Below are 16234 nucleotides of genomic sequence, written 5' to 3'. Positions count from 1 at the left end.
TTATTTAGGACACAAAAAAGCCACCCCGAAGGATGGCTAATTATTAGGTTGCAGCACTCTCAACGGGTGCGCCGTCAACTGCCAGTGTCCAAGCAACAGTACGCTGAGTATCAAACTCGCTAGAAGTTACTTTGGAGCCAATAAAAGCAGTGAACTTAACTTGAGTACCACCTGTTTCACCCGGAGCATCGTGATAGATTGCTATGAATTGGTGGCGCTTTTTACCTGCCCGCGCAGCTTCCAGAGCCTTATAGGAGGCGGATTCAGGGATATAGGTACAAGTCAGTTCATAAGCATCGACAGAACTCGATCCAGGGCGCTTACGGGAGAACTCGGAGTTGTAATTGAAAAATTCGATGATATTGGTATTAATACCACCACCGGTAAGACTTTCAATATCGGTAACTTCAACGTCATCAATTTTGAAAGTCATATAGTTTGCAACTGTTGCATCGGATAATCCGGCCATTTTATGTTTCCTTATATAGTTTCTTTATGAAGAACAATCAGGCGGTATTGCCTTTCGTATTGTCCAGTTGTTGTTTCAAAATCCTCATATCCATCAAAACGAATAGATAAAAGGTTTTCACTCTTGTATTTAGTGACACTCGAAATAAAGTTCGAATCATCACAAATTGATAGATAGCTTGGGTCTTGACGAATTACGAAAAACAGAGCTTCAGATATCTGATAGTTCATGCTGTAATATTTCGTTCTAATCCTATTCCCAATCCTTCGATAAGATATAGCCACACCTGTTTCGGTATCAGGTATTTTGAATGGGTAGACTTTGGCGAATGGAGTTAAGGATTTAGTGAGTTCTGATTCGATCATCTATTATTCTTCCTCTTTCGATATTTGTCTTGTTTCTTAATCTGGGATTGAAGTTCTTGTTCAAGATTCCTTTCGAAATCAGCCCGTAAAGATTCCTCAGTGTTGAATCTGACCTTCTCTACGAAATGAAGACCTTCAGTTACCCCGATATATCTATGTGTTTCTTCTGTTGGTTTACCGAATGAATGGAACTTAGAAACACCCCTCACCCGCGCCAATGGATTACGACGACCATAATTCATGATGGTTGCCATACCGTAAGCACTCTCTTCTCCATATTCACCCTTACGAGTCCTGAATGTTACTTCTGAATAGAGTTCTGAATACTTGTCATCCTTGATATACCCTTTCTTCACCTTCCCCATCTTCTTGTCTGTGTTTACCTTGGTTTTCACAACAACGTCATCAGGCTTCATATTGGTTGGAAGTGAGTTGATCATCTCTTGCTTAACAGATTCTAACGATTTTTTCGCACTGTTCATTAATGCTCTAGCTCTGAATTTAGGTTCGGTGAGAGAATCAAGAAGTTCGTTTAGTTCTTTCAATCCGGATATGTTGGTTTTTGCCATTTAAATATCCTTCTCAAGATAAACAGTGATGTACTTCTGCAAATTGTTCCAAGACTCATATCCTTTAATAGAATACAAGTTGTCTTGCCAACGGATCTTGAAGCTGTTTTTGTTAGTCAAAGTATCCATCAGTGGAAGTGAATATCTTGTCCTCATCACAAGTCGGTTTGCCCATGCATCAGAGAATTTACTATCTGAATCTTCTGTCTTTTGAAAATCCATCGAGCATCTAAGACCATACATATCCTCTAATACACTCTCCTGCTCTCCTACGGAGTTTTGAGTAATGGTCTTATGCATCACCTTTACTTTGTGCCTCATTGCTCCGATTCTAGCCATTAGTAGACACCCCCAGCAGGAAGTGAATAAAGGTCGAGAATCTTTGAAGCTGTATTTGGGATCTCGGTAACGCTTGCAGCAACTACACTATCCTCTCGTAGCTCATACTCTGTTGCACAGATTTTTAAAATTGCTAATTTAATAGCAGCAGGAAGAGGAACATCTTCTTTAATAAAATCAATTTCTAGAGTTACTGGAAGTTGTACCAGTCTATCTATTTTGACCTTGTTTGTTACTCTATCCCATGTATAACCGGTAACAGGCTTACCAGAAGAGTCTGTAATAGATTTTATGGTAATGTCACCAGTAATAGGTGTGTAGGGTATACGGAACTCATGAACGTTCGCATAGACTCTCCCAGACTGTTTAGTGAGAGGTCTATTCATATATCTTTCAGCCATTCTAATTGCAGACTCACGAAGAATAGGAATTTCGGAATCTGAATCAGGTAACCTCAAATAGTTCTGAATTTCATCTTCTTTTACCAGTACTTCAAAATCTACATCGGAATAATCAATTCTATATTCAACTTGTTTCATCTATTTCTCCTTAGTAGTTTCTTTTATTTAGGGATACAAAAAAGCCACCCCGAAGGATGGCTTAATTGATTTATTCAGCTTTTGCCTTACGGGTATATGTCCGTTTAGCAACTGGTTGATTGGCACTCTCGGTTATACTGAGGTCAGAGGCGTTTAGAATATCGTCTCCACCTTGAAAGATTTCGACTTTATCCAACGACTTTCCATCACTGACAATCAGGGAAGAAGAGGCGGATATTCTCACCTCTCCCAATTTACCGTTACCTTCTCAAGCAGCGGCAGGCAGCATCAGACCAGCGATAGCATCGTTAGCACCCATGATGGCAGCAGAGCGCATAGTGATGTCGTAAACCATGTTACCCGGTACACGGTAGATGTTGCTTACAACGTCCAGAGTATTAGGCAGGTTAACGATCTTGAAACCGGCGTCGAAGTCACCGAACATCACAGGGCTGGTCGGGGTCAGCGTTACATCGATAACCACGTCAAAGCCGAAGATTTTCATGTTCAGTGGGTTAGTCGGATCCGGTTGCATCAGACCGCGACCTTGTGCGTCCTTCACATCATGAATAGCTTCATAAGCGGCTTGGCTCATACCCCAACGGGAGTTGCCGTGATACTCTTGCGGAACTTGCAGAACCAGCTTACGCAGAGCGCTTTCAACGTCTTTGATATCAGCCAGAACGGAAGTATGGAATACGTCAACCTTACGTTCTTCAACAGGCTTTTGACCTTCGGCGGTTGCGTCGAAGTGCTTAACAAGACCCTTCGGCTTATTAGAACCATCACCTTGCAGCAGAGCCAGAGCAGATTGAGCAGCAATACGCTTGAGTGCGTCACCTTGTAGGAATGCATAAGCATCGAAGAAGGAGTCAGCAGCATCGTTTTTGTTAATACGCGGGGAGGCTGTCAGAGTGCCTGCGGTTGCTTCGACGTCAACCAGAACAGGAACGGTTGAGTTATATTCACCTTCCCAAGATGCAACGGTGCCACCCTGTGTCATTTTCTTGCTATAGCTGCGACCAGAAGCGGTTTCAGTACCAAAGTGAGAAACCAGTGCGGATTGCTTCATAATACGTTCGGTCAGGAACTTAGCTACTTCATGAACGATGGTATCACCACCTTGACCAAAGGTATTACCAGCATCGGATTTAACTTTCAGCTTACCGTCTTTGATGATTTCACCAGAGAAGGATTTCATGGCAGTCTTGAAAGCTTTACGAGCAGACTTAGCTTCCATTTCTTCTTTATCTTCGTCGTCTTCACCTTCTGCTTTACGACGCTTCATTTCTTCTACTTCGTCTTCGAGTGCTTTGGATTTTGCTTCTTGTTCTTCCAGAGCAGCAACGATAATTTCGTTTTGTTCTACCAGAGTAGCTACCTGATCAAGAGCTTCAATAAGAGCGTCTTCGGTCGGCAGTTCTTCTTCTTTTACAGACTTACGGGATTTCAGTTTAGCCAATGCGGACATTTTATATTTCCTTTTATAGTTTAAAAATAGGATAGAGAAGGAGAACCATTTCTCCTTTTCTCTGATATTATTTAGGGGTGCTAAAATTAGCGGTTTACGATTTGTTTAAGACGCTTTGCAAAAGCAGAAATATCGGACTTGGAGAAAATAGATTCTTCTACTTCGTCTTCTTTTACTGTTTCGATTACATCTTCTTCTTTGGATTTCTTGTAACGGGACTTGATATCAATAAGAAGGCTTGCTTCATTACATGGGAAAGTAACTACGGATACTTCAACCACATGAACAGCAATCAGATAGTTAATACCATCCCTTTCCTCTTCTTCTAATGTCTCGTACTGAATAGAGAACGAATCAAGGTCGCCAGCTTTGAGGTTTTGATAAATCTGTTTGCCTAGATCTGTTTCTAGGTTGATTTTCCCTTTGAGTAGAAGACCGGTATCATCTGCTTCCATGGACAGCCATTTTCCTACCACTTGATTATCTTCATGGTTAAAGAGGAAGCGTGGCATGGTTCCCATTTCTTTGTGATATTCGATACTCGCATCAAATGCACCGGGGAGTGTTACGTCTCCAGCATGATCCAAATAATTGTAAATGTTGCCATAACATGTAAATTCACCAGTTTCAGAAATGGCGAATTGGCTTAGGTCAATACGATTACCTACGCTCTTAATTTTCTTTTCACTCATTTGTTATTTCTCTCTGTTGTTCCTCTTGTTGCCCAAAGGAGTTATTGTTGCTTTGAATCACATATCGTTCTTCGATACCTTCTGATTCCATATCAGCAGTTGCGCGAGTTTCAATATTGGAAATAAGACCGAGCTTGAACATATCCATACCGAGCTTGACGCGAGTTTCGTAATTGCTATTAAGGAAATCTTTCTCTTGATAGTCGATGATGTATTCATAATTCAGTTTGTTATGAATAGCGTCTTCAATTGCCTTGATGATTGGGTTAATAGTGATAGACAAGAATCCTTGGCGGATCTCATTCATATCTTTATAAGAAGAGTCACCAGTACCACCCAATAGTTGAAGAGGTACACCCATCAACATTGCGATTTGTTCTGTACTCAGCTCCAATGATTCCGCAAGCTGGGTATCTTTCATATTGAATGGGTTAGGTGTGAATGTTGCACCCTTATCCAAAATGACGATATCACCAGTGCTTTCATCATTAGCCAATGAGTTAAGGCGAGCGTCTAAGCGGTTGTAAGTTTCATCCTTAAGCTTTTCTTCGTACTGAATAAAACCAGCGTTCTTAGGGCCACGACGGTGATTTTCAGATGCGGATTGAATACCGTTTAAACTCAGATTGAAAATTTCTTTAGAGTTAAGAAGGATATTAACAACTCGTTCATCCAGAGCCACACCAGTAAGACGAACAATTTCACTAGAGATGATTTTCTTGTTCTGGTTATCTACTCCACCATATACCCACTTACCATCGCTTCCCTGAGTACGTGTAACCTTACCAGTAGGGATACATTCGATTGAGCGCAGACGACCGCCTACCCCGTTCCTAGAGCCCATGGTCTTGATTTGAAGATAAGCTTCTGAGTGACAAACCAAGTTGGCAGCAACTTTAGAACTAAGTTGACTAATCGTTTCGTCTTCATTTGGTTTTCGTACTAGAACCGATACACCTTCTGGAATATTATCTGAAAACTCATTGTACTTTTTACCAGCAAACTTACATTCAACTGGAAGTGAACTAACGGTGTTACAGATAATTTTCAAGCAAGCAAGGGCGGTTGGCTCTTGCAAGTAATTTGGTTTGTGATCTCCAAAACTAGGTATATTAAACGGCCCCGTCGCACCAACAAAAGGTGTAGGATCAGCACTCTTTTTATTAAAGTGTTGACCCAAGTTTTTATTTAACATTTTAAGGGGTCTCCATAGTAGACTTTTATTCTCTATGGTATTTAGACCCCATTAAAAATTAACGTATTGTTGGAGTGCTATCAACGGCAGGAACCAGACTTACACCAATCATGGTTGCAATAAGAGGGTCTATTTTAAGAGCGTTATTACTTGTAGGTTTATGAACCCACATATCACCCTTCAAACCACTTTTAACCCGTGCATTTTGGAGTGCCCAAGCAAGCAAGACATCATTCTTATGGAACTTGAACTTACCTATGAAGGAAGATCGAAGAACACGACTAGCAGCGCCTGATAAGTCATATCCTTGAGGAACAATAATCAGTTCATCTGTAAATTGGTCATAGTGCTTTTTACCAAAGTCGATACCACCCGACGCTGGGTCAATACCGCATTTATCCAGGTCAAAATGACGACTAATAGATTCGATGTAATGGTGAATATTATCTAAGTTGGTATAGTTACCTTCTGTCAACTCCATATGACCAGTGCTAACAGCCTTAGCATATATCGCCTTTATCTTGTCTTGAGTCTTATCAAAAGTCGCCTTGGGTAAGAAACTCTTAGTGAATACATCGAACCCACCACCTTCATGAGGAATAATAGTTGAGACTGTACAGAGGTCGTTCGTTTCAGCGAGATCCACACCCAAGAAAGCTTCTGTTCCCTCTTCATAGTCTTCTAGAGTTTTATCAAAATCTTCTGAACACTTCTCTATTAGGTCGGTATCAATAAAGCCATCTTCATTATATGTGTGCCAACGGTTAAGACGCTTAGTCTCGAAAGCAGCCATAGCAGCTGGAGACATCTGAGCGCCTAAGTAATCAGTCTTAAGAAGAGTTGGAACTACAGCGTGACCATATGAAGGGCTTGCTTGTTCCCATGCTATTGGGTCATTTGCTTGTCTTGTCTCTTCTGCTTCGAATATATGAACAAAATAACGGTCATTCGTCTTGATTCCGTCTAATAGTTCGCAGCAGTAATCATAGGTTTGACGGCAATATGAGAATACATCTGTACCGGCTGTGGTGATCATGTACAACATTGGCTCGGCAGTACCAGAACCCTGTGACGATTCGATTACATCATGGACTGTTGAATCTGGATGAGAATGAATCTCATCTAGGATGCCACATAAAATGCGCTTACCATCGAGGTTTTTTGCAACTGAGGATGTAGCCATGATCCGCCCTTTCGTGGGCTTGTACTCGATGTGGCGGGCCATCACCTTAAAACGCTTCTTAATGCTCTTAGAGCCTGTCTGTATCTGGTGTTTGATATCCTCAAATACAATGCTTGCCTGCTCTCTGGTTGCTGCTGACGACGTACAGAGGGGGCTTCCATCTTCATTCAGGAACAGCATACAAATGGTGATGATGGATGCCATTTGGCTTTTACCATTACCCCGAGCCAGGAAGCTGAATACCTTCTTGTACTTGCGCAAGCCATGGAGTGTTTCATCTTCGTGCTTATCGTTGTACTTAAGAGCAAACAGGTTCATGAAGTGGAATATCTGCCAAGGGAGCAAGTAGATAGGAGAACCTGATATAGGGCCTATGCGGTGCTTTAGAGAGTTTGCAATCACAATCACAACTTCTAGATCGTCATAATCGATATACAGGTCTGGTCGCTTTAGATCCTCTATGAATCGTTCACAGGCTTGTTTCTCTCTTTTGCTTGCATGACGAATACCAGTAAGGACTTGATGAACATATACAAAGGCACCTTGCCAACCTTGGAAATAAGGAGAGTTGATAGGGGTTCCTCTATAGTCCTTCAAATTAGGTTCATTCTCTATAAAGTTGAATTGTTCTATCCCCCTTGATTCATCATACTTAAACATTACTTCTTGCCTCGTTTCTTAATCAGATTGGATAATGGATCATCTTCGTCATCCTCTTTATCATCAGGGTTCGATATATCATTCATAGCCTTAGCAGATAGCCCAAGGATATCGGCATACTTAGCAATTTGAATGGTGGTTTGGTTGAATACCTTACATTGGGGATTCTCTTTCTGAACCTCTCCATGTTGTGTTACTGAATACAATACAACCCCATCAGTTACCATACTCATCATTGCTCGTTGATTCAGATACACCTGATTTGAATACGTAGCGATAATAGGTAATTCGGAGTCGTTCACAATTCGTTGTTTCTTAAGGACGTTCAATACCTTCTTATATATGGGAACCACTTCTGGATGTAGGGTAAAGAGCATGACAGGAACGTTAGTTGTTTTCCGTGCTGCCATGTTTAACCTCTCTCAGGATATCAACAATAAGAACCTCATTATCTAAAGGGCGACCGTAGATATCGATAATGTTAATAGTGGATTCATCAATAATGACTCGATAGATTTTCTCTTCAAGAATGACGACTGTATTGATTACTTTCTTCAAATCGAAATTGATAGTAAATTTGACTGATTGCTTACGCAATGCTTCGCTCTTTGATTTCCTTGATTGTTTCCAACGTGTCACGGCGAGGTGCATTGACTTCCAACCAGAGGAAAGTTTCTCTAGTAGGTTTCTCATTTCTTAATCTCCTTTGTAATTCGGCGGTTTTCTTGTTGTGGCAACTATGGCAACAACAGATTAAATTGGATGGGTCTAGCGAATATTCGTCGCCAAATGGGTAACGGATCTCCCAATAGTGGTCAACTAAATCGCTTGTGTCGGCTTGACAAACTTCACAAATAGGTTTCTCAGCTCGAAGATATTTAGACATTCGAACCCACTTACCAGTCTTGTAAAATCGGTCAGATTCAAAAATTCGTTTTACTTTTGACGGTTTGTCGAATGAGTGAATGTCGCAATACGTCTGGCCTTCCGTGATGTTGGAACACCAAGAATACTTACACCTTTTCTTCATTTTAAATTCTCGGGACGGGCTCGAACTATAGTTTGGAAAAAACTATTTCAAACTCCATTTGCACACAAATAGGGGCGATGGGGGTCTCATTACTATGATTTAATTGGATTTTTAGGCCCCCCTATCGATTTCTTTTCTAATTTGGTATCAGGGTATTGCTTAAGCTAACGATTGCTTAGAGAGCGTTACAGAGACTTATCAAGTAATTCTTGTGCTTGCTTAGAAGTGATGGTGTTGAACAAGGTTTCAATTTGTTGTGTGTTCATTTTCTTGTTCCTTTTATTAGTATTTATAAACCAGAACTTCTGTCAGATGAAATTTGTCAGGATCTGTATTGTCATAACAGAACAGCTCAATGTTTCCGGTATAACCTTTAGGTGGGTAGATGATGTTATCTCGAACTTCTACTTCAATAGATTTCTTACCATCCCAATATGAAGGAATGATTGTGCAACCTTCCACCGGTACGATTTCGAATGTTTCATCAACTTTCATATATGTAAATTTAAGTGGAGTCATTTTGTTTATTCCTTTTTACCAGTGATGATGTTATATGTTCTGGTCAGTGTACTATCAACTAATTCAGCAAAATCGAAATCGTCTTTATTGAGTTTGGAATTGAATACCTGAATAGTATGAGTGAACTTGAAATTATGATTGTAGTATGATGCTTCAATATCAAAGCATGTGACACCTTCAACGCGATATGGGTTTACTACTATGTTATGAATGGTAAAGTTTTTAGTTTCCATTTTTGTTTCCTTATATATGGTGGTTTAAGAGTAAGGACTAATCCCTTACCCTCTTATTTACTGCTTTCAATCCTGCTTTAACTTGTTCTTGGTGAGCTTGGATAATTGCCTTAACTACTGACTTGCTAACTATGATTTCTTCAACTTCATCGATTAGAAGGTCTTGTGGGTCATCGTCAACAATTTGGATTTCGTATTTCATTAGATGAACCCTTTCTCTTTCATTACTTCAAAAACTACTTTCTGTTTGATGGATTCTGGAATCTTCATCTCTAATACTTCTTCTAACAGCTCACGGAAGTTTTCGGTTCTCTTACCATCTAGCCAGTTATCAAGCTTCTCTAATCTCTCTACAATGCTCATAGTCCGATTTCCTCTAGTCTGTTCAGTACTGGGATAATTTGTTTTGCTTTGTTTCTCTTGCTCATGGTAGTGGCAAGGATTGCAATAACCTCATCTGCAATATCATCGATAAATTGTTGGTGCATTTTCTTGTTTCCTTTATGTGGTGGTTTAAGGGTAAGGATTCGTTTCTCTCTTACCCTTATTTACGGCTTTACTTTTTCTTGTTTTTAAAATATTCAAAAACTAGGCGGACTGCCAAGCTGATCCAATCTTCGCGTTTATATGAACTCATTTAGACAACTCCATATACTACGCAAGCACCGATCCCAGCCGCGATTAACACCAGAGCTGGATACTTGATTGCAGGGTGAAGCGGGCTAGATTGGATTTTACCAAACAGCATTTTAAGACCGTTTACCATTTTGTTTTCCTTCTTAAAGTGGAACTGAGATATTCAATTCCTTCATGGTTATTTAGTAACCTTCAAATCCACCAGTCCTGATAGTATTGGTAACTCTTTTTGCTCTATTTGGTACTTGTCTTGCCCAGAGCGAATCTAGAGCGTGTCTAGCAGCTTCTTCATAGTTACCTTTATCAAGTGCTCGCCACATGGAAGGAAAGCCCTGTACACCCTTTGCACCGAGGTTAAACACCATATTCTGGATAGCTGTTTGGCGGCTTTGGTCTAGCTTCAAATAGATTGGAAAGAATGCTTGTTTCTTAATTGAATTCATCACCACACTCAAATCTTGTTTGAATAGTTCCGATACCTCTATATCGCTTATCACACCACCCGTAGAACGTTTCATGAGTTGGTCTAGGCGTTGTATTGCCTGTGCCTTAGAAAGCTTCTCACGAGCTATTAGATGGCCTATCCCAATGGTTGGATACCCAAGATGGTCAAAGTAGAGATTGTTCTTCTTTCCTTCATCTAGGATCAGACATTGTTCAATTGTCTTCATCTTCTTATTTCCTTTCTAAATATGTTTAGGCGTTGTTGCCGTATTTATTTAGAAGGAATGGAAAGATGAGTGAATGGAAAGGCTTACCAGATGGGTTTGAGCCTGAGTTAGGAAAGGATTATGGATTTATCTACCATATTCGTAATGTGGTCACTGGTCAGAGGTATATTGGTTCTAAGCAGTTCTTTAGCCATGTGAAGGAGACAAAGAGAAGTAGCCCTAAGTTTGGTAAGAAGGTTTACAAGGAATCGAATTGGCGTAGATATCAGTCTAGTAATGATAAATTTAAGGAGATGGATCCTAACGACTTGGTGAAGACGGTTATCAAGATAGTGGATAGCAAGTTCATGCTAACTTATGAAGAGTGTAGGATATTGATTGAGAGTAAAGCACTGTTGGATGATAACTATGAAAACTATATGCTTTCCTCGTTCCTGCTTGGTAGAGCACCTGCCAAGGATAGATTCAATAGTTTGGAAGACAAATATAAAGAAGCCTAAATAAAGGTATGAAAGGTTGTTCTAGACATTCAACTTTTCTTATTTGGAAATGAAAAAGCCCCTTCTCTTAATTGAGTTGGGGCTTTGTTGTTTATGCAGACAAAGAAAAACCCCGAACGATGAGGAACGGGGCTATAGGAAAACCAAAGCTGTCTAAGGCTCTGGATGTAGAAATACGAGATCTACGCAGATTTGCGTTCATCTTCTAATAGTATTTACAGACACTCAAAATAGAAAGTTTGACATAATTGTATCAGATCTAAACATTCTTGTTCTTTTAACCTTGTCAACATATGCCATATAAACATTTACTTTTGATAAGAATGTATGACCACAAATGTCTTGTAATGTTTTCCAATAATTCCGAAGATCCTTTAATATTTTGTCGTTTGGCTTACCAGTAATATCATAAAGTTTATATTCTGCATATTTATTAACTAATAATCTGTCTGTGTCTATATCAAACAAAAATGATGGACGTTCTTCTAATTTTTTAAATTTCTTTGGCATATCAGAAATTATAGATAAACCGTTCTTCAATATATTTCTTATCTGAGATTCCTTTCGTCTTACATAATAGTGTTTAAAGGTTATCCTATTATGATTATTAACATAAGGATATCTTATATACATAAGCATATCTTTCTCTAACGGTATCTCTTTTTTCTTTGGTGTGTATTCTTTATACAAATCAACAGGTGGAAATTTACAAAACCTCTTTTTAACTCCATACATATCAATTACCTCATCTGGCATAGAATCATATTCTTTCTGAACGTAGATTCCACCCCTAACCTTTTCGTATCCATACTCTTTCATTAGACGATATGTAATTTCGTTTTCGTCAAGCATATTACCCGGAACGTAAGATATTATTTCTATTGGTTTATGTGTTTTAGTCCAGTATGACCCTTTCCCAGCAACATGTTCTTCAAATCTCTGTTCGACCGGTCTTTCTGTAAACCCTACGTAGTAGTTTCCACCTTCTAGGAGAAGAGTATAAACGTATCCTAGTTTGTTAAGGTAATCATGTTTATCCATTTTCTTACTCACTTCAAAAATCCTCTATTCTTGTTTGTCCCTCTTTGGGGCTCGTTATGTCTTCATCCTATCACACGAAAAACGTCATTTTGATTTTGATTCAAAAGAATGCCACCCCGAAGGATGGCTAATGAGTATTTGAAGTGATAGGAGGAACTGTAAGACTCAATCCGGTGGGCGCCTCTTCCCATGGATCCGGAACATCATACAGGCGCAATAGGTAACGCCATCCCTCTACTGTATTTACCTCTCGAAAAATCGAGGTATGAGTGATTATACAATGGATTCAGGACGTTTTAGAGTTTGAAAAAATGACGTTCTGGAAAAAATGACACTCTGAAAAATGACGTTCTGGAGGCTGTGTATATTGATTTTACTAGGGGTGGCTGCCAATAAAAGATAAAGACAAATAAAACAAATCGAGTCCGCTTCGCTCCCCGTAGACTTAGAATATAAGAGATGCGCGCCAGCGCGGGCGAAGCCCCTTGAAGAAATCATTCAGAGTCTTCAAGGATAAAGTTAAAAGATCTCTAAGTAGTAGTTATAATGCCCTTGACCTTTAAAGATCTCTAAAGAAATACTTAAAAATAAAAAGTGCGAACGTAGTGAGCAGGAGCGAAGCGACCATAAGATAACTACTAAGAATAAAGATCTATAATCCTTAGTGATCTCTTCAAGTGCTCGGCTAAAGCCTGCGCCTGTTCGCTTCGCTCACATTTTCTTATTCTAGATCATCTATAAGGATTCCCTTCAAGTCTCTAGGAAGCTCTCTAAGGACTTTCTAGTTAATCTCTATGGATTGGTATCAAGTTCTATTCAAAGTCTATTAGAGAGCTTCCTAGAAGGTTATAGAGGTATTCAAGGTCTTAATAGATTCTTCAAGAAAAGACTGGAAGACAAAAAGACGTCTTCCTATTTCTTAGGGTATAAATACTTGTATAACTACTCATACAAGGATCTAGAAATGTCTCTTTTAAACTCTATCTATAATCAGGTTGAATCCCTTCCTACTGAATTTATAAACAACTCGTGTTTCATTCTAACTAATCCTGATCTACAAACTGTGAGAATTAAGCTCTCAATGTACTTGGACTTCGATTTTGAAAAACCTCTAGAGGCTGGAACATTACTTGGGTTTCCTGTTTATTTGGATTCTTCAAGATCTGAATCGGTTTTTGGAGATCCGAGGTTCTATGATATCGACCCTAACTCTTTAGTGGTACTTGAGATTTAAAATCTAAAAGTAACAGTCAAGTGTGTTATTATATCTTCATTAGCCAATTCACTAGTTTTGTCAATACTTATCTATTGAAAATATTCATTAGGCTTTGAATTCTATTCCAAACCCTCATAATACACACTTTTAAAATTCACCCCAGATCTGACGCGGCTTAGAGGGGTGCACACCCTGTCATCAGTTATAATAACTTTTCGATACTTTTAAGCATAGTAAGGTGATCCTTATAAAGGGTTCGCCTTATTTTTTGTTCCAAATCGAAAAATGACGTTTTTCTGGTTCATTTTTAATGGCCCTAAATATTAGTACAAGGGAAATGCCTCTCCCAATAATTCAATAGGAAATCAAAATGCAAGTTTATATGAACACCAAATACGAAGCCGATAATCAGTGGGTTATCTCTTCCGTTAAATTGAAAGACAACAAAGTGAATACCGATACTGTAAAGGTTGCGAACATCAAAGCTGTTAACAAAATGTTAAATGGCTTTGGTCTTCAAGCTGCCACCACTGCCGGTAAAGCATTCAAGCGAGCTATTAAAAACGTCTGTGAGTTTAACTTTATCGATCCGGATGATTCCGTATACGTCGATTACAACGAATCCATGGGTCGCCTGACTATGGTTCAACTCGAATATACCAACTACAACAACACCATTACTCATTCCGTGGTTACCATCACTAAAGAAAGCCGTGGTGTTGAAGTGAAAACTTCTAACGATTCCCAATTTAAAAATACTTCTAAAGAGAAAAAATCAATGAGCATTAAAACCGATATGAAAAAACTTGAACTCCGTGGTACTGGTTCTTTGAAACGTGCTAACACCGCCGCCCATAAAACTATCGAAGCTAAGATTCAGCATCTTGAAGATGTTCAGAACTTCAACGCTCGTAAAACAGAAATGATGATGGAAGAAATCCTGAATCGTCTGAACAAGAAAGAAACCAATGAAGGTACTATCGCAAAGTATGACGAAATCATTGCTAAGGCAGAAGCAGAGAAAGCCAAGCTGATTGCTAACAACGCTGAATCCGACCTGATCATCATGGATAACGTTATGTCTCTGGGTGGTGATATCAAGAACACTGATAATACTCTGGAAACCATGGGGCTGTGATGCCCCTTTTATAAGGAACCAAAAATGAAATATCTAATTTACTCACTACTAGCAATCACTCTCTCATCGCCAGCACTCGCCATCAACTGGGATGCGATTAATCAATCCAAGGTGCAAGCATATCACCAGCTTGTTGCTGACCGGATGCGAGAGGAACGTCTGAAAGAAGCTGAGAATCATTCTAAGCCGGTTGAGATGATACATGACTCATACCGTATGGAAGCTTGTATAAAGCGCGTAGACCAATATGCAAAGCGCCATGGCCCAGATCTGGGTACTCTTAATGTAAAGATTATTCAATGTTCTAAGGAGGCACGTATTCCACTAGAGCAATACGAACGTGAAATGGAACAGAGGTATATGAATGAACAATAAGCAAGCTTTAATCGTTCTGGGTGTATGTGTATTGATTGGCTGGGTAATCGTTCCCGGCTTCATGCTGTTCTAAGAGGACACCTCAAAACTGAGGGCTGCTAAATTGGGACAAAGCAAAACTGCTTTCACCATAGCCCAGCGCAAAACTGAGCTCGGCTCTAAATTTGTACTCTGTGTCGAATTAGGTAAATCCAAATCTGGATTATCCATAGATAAGCTCAAATCTGAGCCCACCCCAAAACTGGGGACAGCTCAAATCCGTGCTCTCCTAAAACATCCCTTTTTCGAAGGGGCTAAATAATATCAGATAGAGAGAATAGCTACTCTTGAATCTAAACCATACGGGCATACCCGCCCATTAATCGTTATCGGTTTATTGACGTGTTAAAAGTTATTGGAGACGAAGAGGTTTCTTCACCGATAACGATTACTCTTCTATAAGCTTAGGGGACAATAACCGATAACACTATTCAATAAACCGATAAGGATTATAAAATGCAAACTATTACTCTGGTACTGACCAACAAAGAAATTACCCTGTCTACTCACAATGTAGAAGGTTCCCAACTTTATAAAGCTCAAGACCTTCTGAAAGGTTATGGTCTTGACGTGTTGAAAACCCAAGATACCGTAAAACACTGGAAAACTAGTATGGAGTCTAAACAGGCAGATTTCGCCTGTTATAGTTTTAAAGGTAAAAACGGCGGAACTTACTTGACCAAGCGTCAAATTCTGAAACTTGCCGGTTATGTCTCCTATGAATTTGAAGATGCTGTTTATGAAGCGTTCGAAATGCTTATGGATGGTAAAGGTAACGACGCAATAGAAAAGGCTCTGAGTGTTGCTGTGATTCATCCTGTAATGATGCAACCCCGCCCACTTGGGACTTTGAAGAAGTTGTTCAAGGAATCTGGACTTGAAATCGATGTATTCGTTAAGCAGGTTCTTGTCTCTACTATGAACAACCAAGAAGCAACCATCGACGAACGGCTAAAGATGGCTAAAGCTCTGATTGGTCTTACTGAACTTCCTTATACTGGTAAAGACTTCGCCGGTCATGCTTTGCGAATTCTGGCTGCACAAAATGAAATCCATAAGTACCGCGCCACTAAGATGGGTCAGGCTGGGAACATGAAGAAGACTCTTGCTATCAAGGCGAACAGGAAACTTTCCCGTAAGGCAGAAGCTCTCGAAGTTCTGATTGAAGAAACTGAACTTGAACTTGAAGATATGCGCAATAGAGCTAAGAAGATTGGAACTATCGCTATCGAAGACCGTAAACAAAAGAACGAGCTTGAAGGTAAGATTATCGAACTGGAAGAAAAGCTTGTTTCAATGAAAGAAGAATTGGAAGTAATCCCGTTCTAAACTAATTTTCCTGTGGTGGGAAAGT

Annotated in this window: 22 protein-coding genes; 4 read left to right on the top strand and 18 right to left on the bottom strand. The window is 39.6% G+C overall.

Annotation, left to right across the window (positions count from 1 at the left end):
- Window positions 1-43: 43 nt before the first annotated feature.
- The 17 genes from PG900_RS02360 to PG900_RS02280 form a co-directional block, all read right to left on the bottom strand.
- Window positions 44-469, bottom strand: coding sequence for a hypothetical protein (locus PG900_RS02360; RefSeq protein WP_270830828.1), 426 nt, complete (start codon window positions 467-469; stop codon window positions 44-46).
- A gap of 11 nt (window positions 470-480) precedes the next feature.
- Window positions 481-834, bottom strand: a complete 354-nt coding sequence (locus tag PG900_RS02355; RefSeq protein ID WP_270830827.1) for a hypothetical protein — start codon at window positions 832-834, stop codon at window positions 481-483.
- Window positions 831-1403, bottom strand: a complete 573-nt coding sequence (locus tag PG900_RS02350) for a hypothetical protein (RefSeq protein ID WP_270830826.1) — start codon at window positions 1401-1403, stop codon at window positions 831-833. Before PG900_RS02350 ends, PG900_RS02355 begins: the two co-directional genes overlap by 4 nt.
- On the bottom strand, window positions 1404-1742 hold the full coding sequence (locus PG900_RS02345; protein ID WP_270830825.1) for a phage head completion protein: 339 nt from the start codon (window positions 1740-1742) through the stop codon (window positions 1404-1406).
- Window positions 1742-2281: a hypothetical protein gene (locus tag PG900_RS02340; RefSeq protein WP_270830824.1), complete on the bottom strand. Its 540-nt coding sequence runs from the start codon at window positions 2279-2281 to the stop codon at window positions 1742-1744. The genes PG900_RS02345 and PG900_RS02340 overlap by 1 nt, the downstream gene beginning before the upstream one ends.
- 268 nt (window positions 2282-2549) lie before the next feature.
- Window positions 2550-3752 carry a phage major capsid protein gene (locus PG900_RS02335; protein WP_135319820.1) on the bottom strand — a complete coding sequence of 401 codons (1203 nt, stop codon included), beginning with the start codon at window positions 3750-3752 and terminating at the stop codon, window positions 2550-2552.
- 86 nt (window positions 3753-3838) lie between these two features.
- On the bottom strand, window positions 3839-4444 hold the full coding sequence (locus PG900_RS02330) for an HK97 family phage prohead protease (RefSeq protein WP_270830823.1): 606 nt from the start codon (window positions 4442-4444) through the stop codon (window positions 3839-3841).
- Complete coding sequence (locus tag PG900_RS02325) at window positions 4437-5639, bottom strand: phage portal protein (protein ID WP_270830822.1); 1203 nt, start codon at window positions 5637-5639, stop codon at window positions 4437-4439. Before PG900_RS02325 ends, PG900_RS02330 begins: the two co-directional genes overlap by 8 nt.
- A 58-nt stretch (window positions 5640-5697) precedes the next feature.
- Window positions 5698-7482, bottom strand: a complete 1785-nt coding sequence (locus tag PG900_RS02320) for a terminase large subunit (RefSeq protein ID WP_270830821.1) — start codon at window positions 7480-7482, stop codon at window positions 5698-5700.
- The gene (locus tag PG900_RS02315; protein ID WP_270830820.1) at window positions 7482-7892 is read right to left on the bottom strand and encodes a P27 family phage terminase small subunit; all 411 of its coding nucleotides are present in this window, start codon (window positions 7890-7892) and stop codon (window positions 7482-7484) included. The genes PG900_RS02320 and PG900_RS02315 overlap by 1 nt, the downstream gene beginning before the upstream one ends.
- Window positions 7870-8175: a hypothetical protein gene (locus tag PG900_RS02310; protein ID WP_270830819.1), complete on the bottom strand. Its 306-nt coding sequence runs from the start codon at window positions 8173-8175 to the stop codon at window positions 7870-7872. The genes PG900_RS02315 and PG900_RS02310 overlap by 23 nt, the downstream gene beginning before the upstream one ends.
- Window positions 8176-8794: 619 nt before the next feature.
- Window positions 8795-9031 carry a hypothetical protein gene (locus PG900_RS02305; RefSeq protein ID WP_270830818.1) on the bottom strand — a complete coding sequence of 79 codons (237 nt, stop codon included), beginning with the start codon at window positions 9029-9031 and terminating at the stop codon, window positions 8795-8797.
- 5 nt (window positions 9032-9036) lie between these two features.
- Window positions 9037-9264, bottom strand: coding sequence for a hypothetical protein (locus tag PG900_RS02300; RefSeq protein ID WP_270830817.1), 228 nt, complete (start codon window positions 9262-9264; stop codon window positions 9037-9039).
- Between the two features lie 37 nt (window positions 9265-9301).
- Window positions 9302-9466: a hypothetical protein gene (locus tag PG900_RS02295; protein WP_270830816.1), complete on the bottom strand. Its 165-nt coding sequence runs from the start codon at window positions 9464-9466 to the stop codon at window positions 9302-9304.
- Window positions 9466-9627: a hypothetical protein gene (locus tag PG900_RS02290; RefSeq protein ID WP_167825075.1), complete on the bottom strand. Its 162-nt coding sequence runs from the start codon at window positions 9625-9627 to the stop codon at window positions 9466-9468. The genes PG900_RS02295 and PG900_RS02290 overlap by 1 nt, the downstream gene beginning before the upstream one ends.
- Complete coding sequence (locus tag PG900_RS02285; RefSeq protein ID WP_270830815.1) at window positions 9624-9752, bottom strand: hypothetical protein; 129 nt, start codon at window positions 9750-9752, stop codon at window positions 9624-9626. Before PG900_RS02285 ends, PG900_RS02290 begins: the two co-directional genes overlap by 4 nt.
- 330 nt (window positions 9753-10082) lie before the next feature.
- Complete coding sequence (locus tag PG900_RS02280) at window positions 10083-10571, bottom strand: glycoside hydrolase family protein (RefSeq protein ID WP_270830814.1); 489 nt, start codon at window positions 10569-10571, stop codon at window positions 10083-10085.
- Window positions 10572-10636: 65 nt separating this feature from the next.
- Here PG900_RS02280 and PG900_RS02275 point away from each other — a divergent pair, with 65 nt between their 5' ends.
- On the top strand, window positions 10637-11071 hold the full coding sequence (locus PG900_RS02275) for a hypothetical protein (protein ID WP_270830813.1): 435 nt from the start codon (window positions 10637-10639) through the stop codon (window positions 11069-11071).
- A 225-nt stretch (window positions 11072-11296) separates the two neighbouring features.
- Here PG900_RS02275 and PG900_RS02270 read toward each other — a convergent pair whose 3' ends face one another.
- Complete coding sequence (locus tag PG900_RS02270; protein WP_270830812.1) at window positions 11297-12124, bottom strand: hypothetical protein; 828 nt, start codon at window positions 12122-12124, stop codon at window positions 11297-11299.
- A gap of 1574 nt (window positions 12125-13698) precedes the next feature.
- Here PG900_RS02270 and PG900_RS02265 point away from each other — a divergent pair.
- From PG900_RS02265 to PG900_RS02255, 3 genes are all read left to right on the top strand, one after another.
- Window positions 13699-14466 (top strand): hypothetical protein, encoded by a 768-nt coding sequence (locus tag PG900_RS02265; RefSeq protein WP_270830811.1) that lies wholly within the window; start codon window positions 13699-13701, stop codon window positions 14464-14466.
- A 24-nt stretch (window positions 14467-14490) separates the two neighbouring features.
- Complete coding sequence (locus PG900_RS02260) at window positions 14491-14841, top strand: hypothetical protein (RefSeq protein ID WP_270830810.1); 351 nt, start codon at window positions 14491-14493, stop codon at window positions 14839-14841.
- A 495-nt stretch (window positions 14842-15336) separates the two neighbouring features.
- The gene (locus PG900_RS02255) at window positions 15337-16209 is read left to right on the top strand and encodes a hypothetical protein (RefSeq protein WP_270830809.1); all 873 of its coding nucleotides are present in this window, start codon (window positions 15337-15339) and stop codon (window positions 16207-16209) included.
- Window positions 16210-16234: the final 25 nt, after the last annotated feature.

Origin of the sequence: Aeromonas sp. QDB03, from assembly GCF_027707985.1 — a bacterium.
Taxonomy (GTDB): Bacteria; Pseudomonadota; Gammaproteobacteria; order Enterobacterales; family Aeromonadaceae; genus Aeromonas; species Aeromonas hydrophila.
The sequence above is the reverse complement of the archived record's forward strand: the minus strand, read 5'-3'. Positions and strand labels throughout refer to the sequence as shown.

What these genes read in the sequence shown, in the direction of transcription:
- PG900_RS02360 (WP_270830828.1), bottom strand. Translation starts at nt 469, where the DNA reads ATGGCCGGATTATCCGATGCAACAGTTGCAAACTATATGACTTTCAAA.
- PG900_RS02355 (WP_270830827.1), bottom strand. Translation starts at nt 834, where the DNA reads ATGATCGAATCAGAACTCACTAAATCCTTAACTCCATTCGCCAAAGTC.
- PG900_RS02350 (WP_270830826.1), bottom strand. Translation starts at nt 1,403, where the DNA reads ATGGCAAAAACCAACATATCCGGATTGAAAGAACTAAACGAACTTCTT.
- PG900_RS02345 (WP_270830825.1), bottom strand. Translation starts at nt 1,742, where the DNA reads ATGGCTAGAATCGGAGCAATGAGGCACAAAGTAAAGGTGATGCATAAG.
- PG900_RS02340 (WP_270830824.1), bottom strand. Translation starts at nt 2,281, where the DNA reads ATGAAACAAGTTGAATATAGAATTGATTATTCCGATGTAGATTTTGAA.
- PG900_RS02335 (WP_135319820.1), bottom strand. Translation starts at nt 3,752, where the DNA reads ATGTCCGCATTGGCTAAACTGAAATCCCGTAAGTCTGTAAAAGAAGAA.
- PG900_RS02330 (WP_270830823.1), bottom strand. Translation starts at nt 4,444, where the DNA reads ATGAGTGAAAAGAAAATTAAGAGCGTAGGTAATCGTATTGACCTAAGC.
- PG900_RS02325 (WP_270830822.1), bottom strand. Translation starts at nt 5,639, where the DNA reads ATGTTAAATAAAAACTTGGGTCAACACTTTAATAAAAAGAGTGCTGAT.
- PG900_RS02320 (WP_270830821.1), bottom strand. Translation starts at nt 7,482, where the DNA reads ATGTTTAAGTATGATGAATCAAGGGGGATAGAACAATTCAACTTTATA.
- PG900_RS02315 (WP_270830820.1), bottom strand. Translation starts at nt 7,892, where the DNA reads ATGGCAGCACGGAAAACAACTAACGTTCCTGTCATGCTCTTTACCCTA.
- PG900_RS02310 (WP_270830819.1), bottom strand. Translation starts at nt 8,175, where the DNA reads ATGAGAAACCTACTAGAGAAACTTTCCTCTGGTTGGAAGTCAATGCAC.
- PG900_RS02305 (WP_270830818.1), bottom strand. Translation starts at nt 9,031, where the DNA reads ATGACTCCACTTAAATTTACATATATGAAAGTTGATGAAACATTCGAA.
- PG900_RS02300 (WP_270830817.1), bottom strand. Translation starts at nt 9,264, where the DNA reads ATGGAAACTAAAAACTTTACCATTCATAACATAGTAGTAAACCCATAT.
- PG900_RS02295 (WP_270830816.1), bottom strand. Translation starts at nt 9,466, where the DNA reads ATGAAATACGAAATCCAAATTGTTGACGATGACCCACAAGACCTTCTA.
- PG900_RS02290 (WP_167825075.1), bottom strand. Translation starts at nt 9,627, where the DNA reads ATGAGCATTGTAGAGAGATTAGAGAAGCTTGATAACTGGCTAGATGGT.
- PG900_RS02285 (WP_270830815.1), bottom strand. Translation starts at nt 9,752, where the DNA reads ATGCACCAACAATTTATCGATGATATTGCAGATGAGGTTATTGCAATC.
- PG900_RS02280 (WP_270830814.1), bottom strand. Translation starts at nt 10,571, where the DNA reads ATGAAGACAATTGAACAATGTCTGATCCTAGATGAAGGAAAGAAGAAC.
- PG900_RS02275 (WP_270830813.1), top strand. Translation starts at nt 10,637, where the DNA reads ATGAGTGAATGGAAAGGCTTACCAGATGGGTTTGAGCCTGAGTTAGGA.
- PG900_RS02265 (WP_270830811.1), top strand. Translation starts at nt 13,699, where the DNA reads ATGCAAGTTTATATGAACACCAAATACGAAGCCGATAATCAGTGGGTT.
- PG900_RS02260 (WP_270830810.1), top strand. Translation starts at nt 14,491, where the DNA reads ATGAAATATCTAATTTACTCACTACTAGCAATCACTCTCTCATCGCCA.
- PG900_RS02255 (WP_270830809.1), top strand. Translation starts at nt 15,337, where the DNA reads ATGCAAACTATTACTCTGGTACTGACCAACAAAGAAATTACCCTGTCT.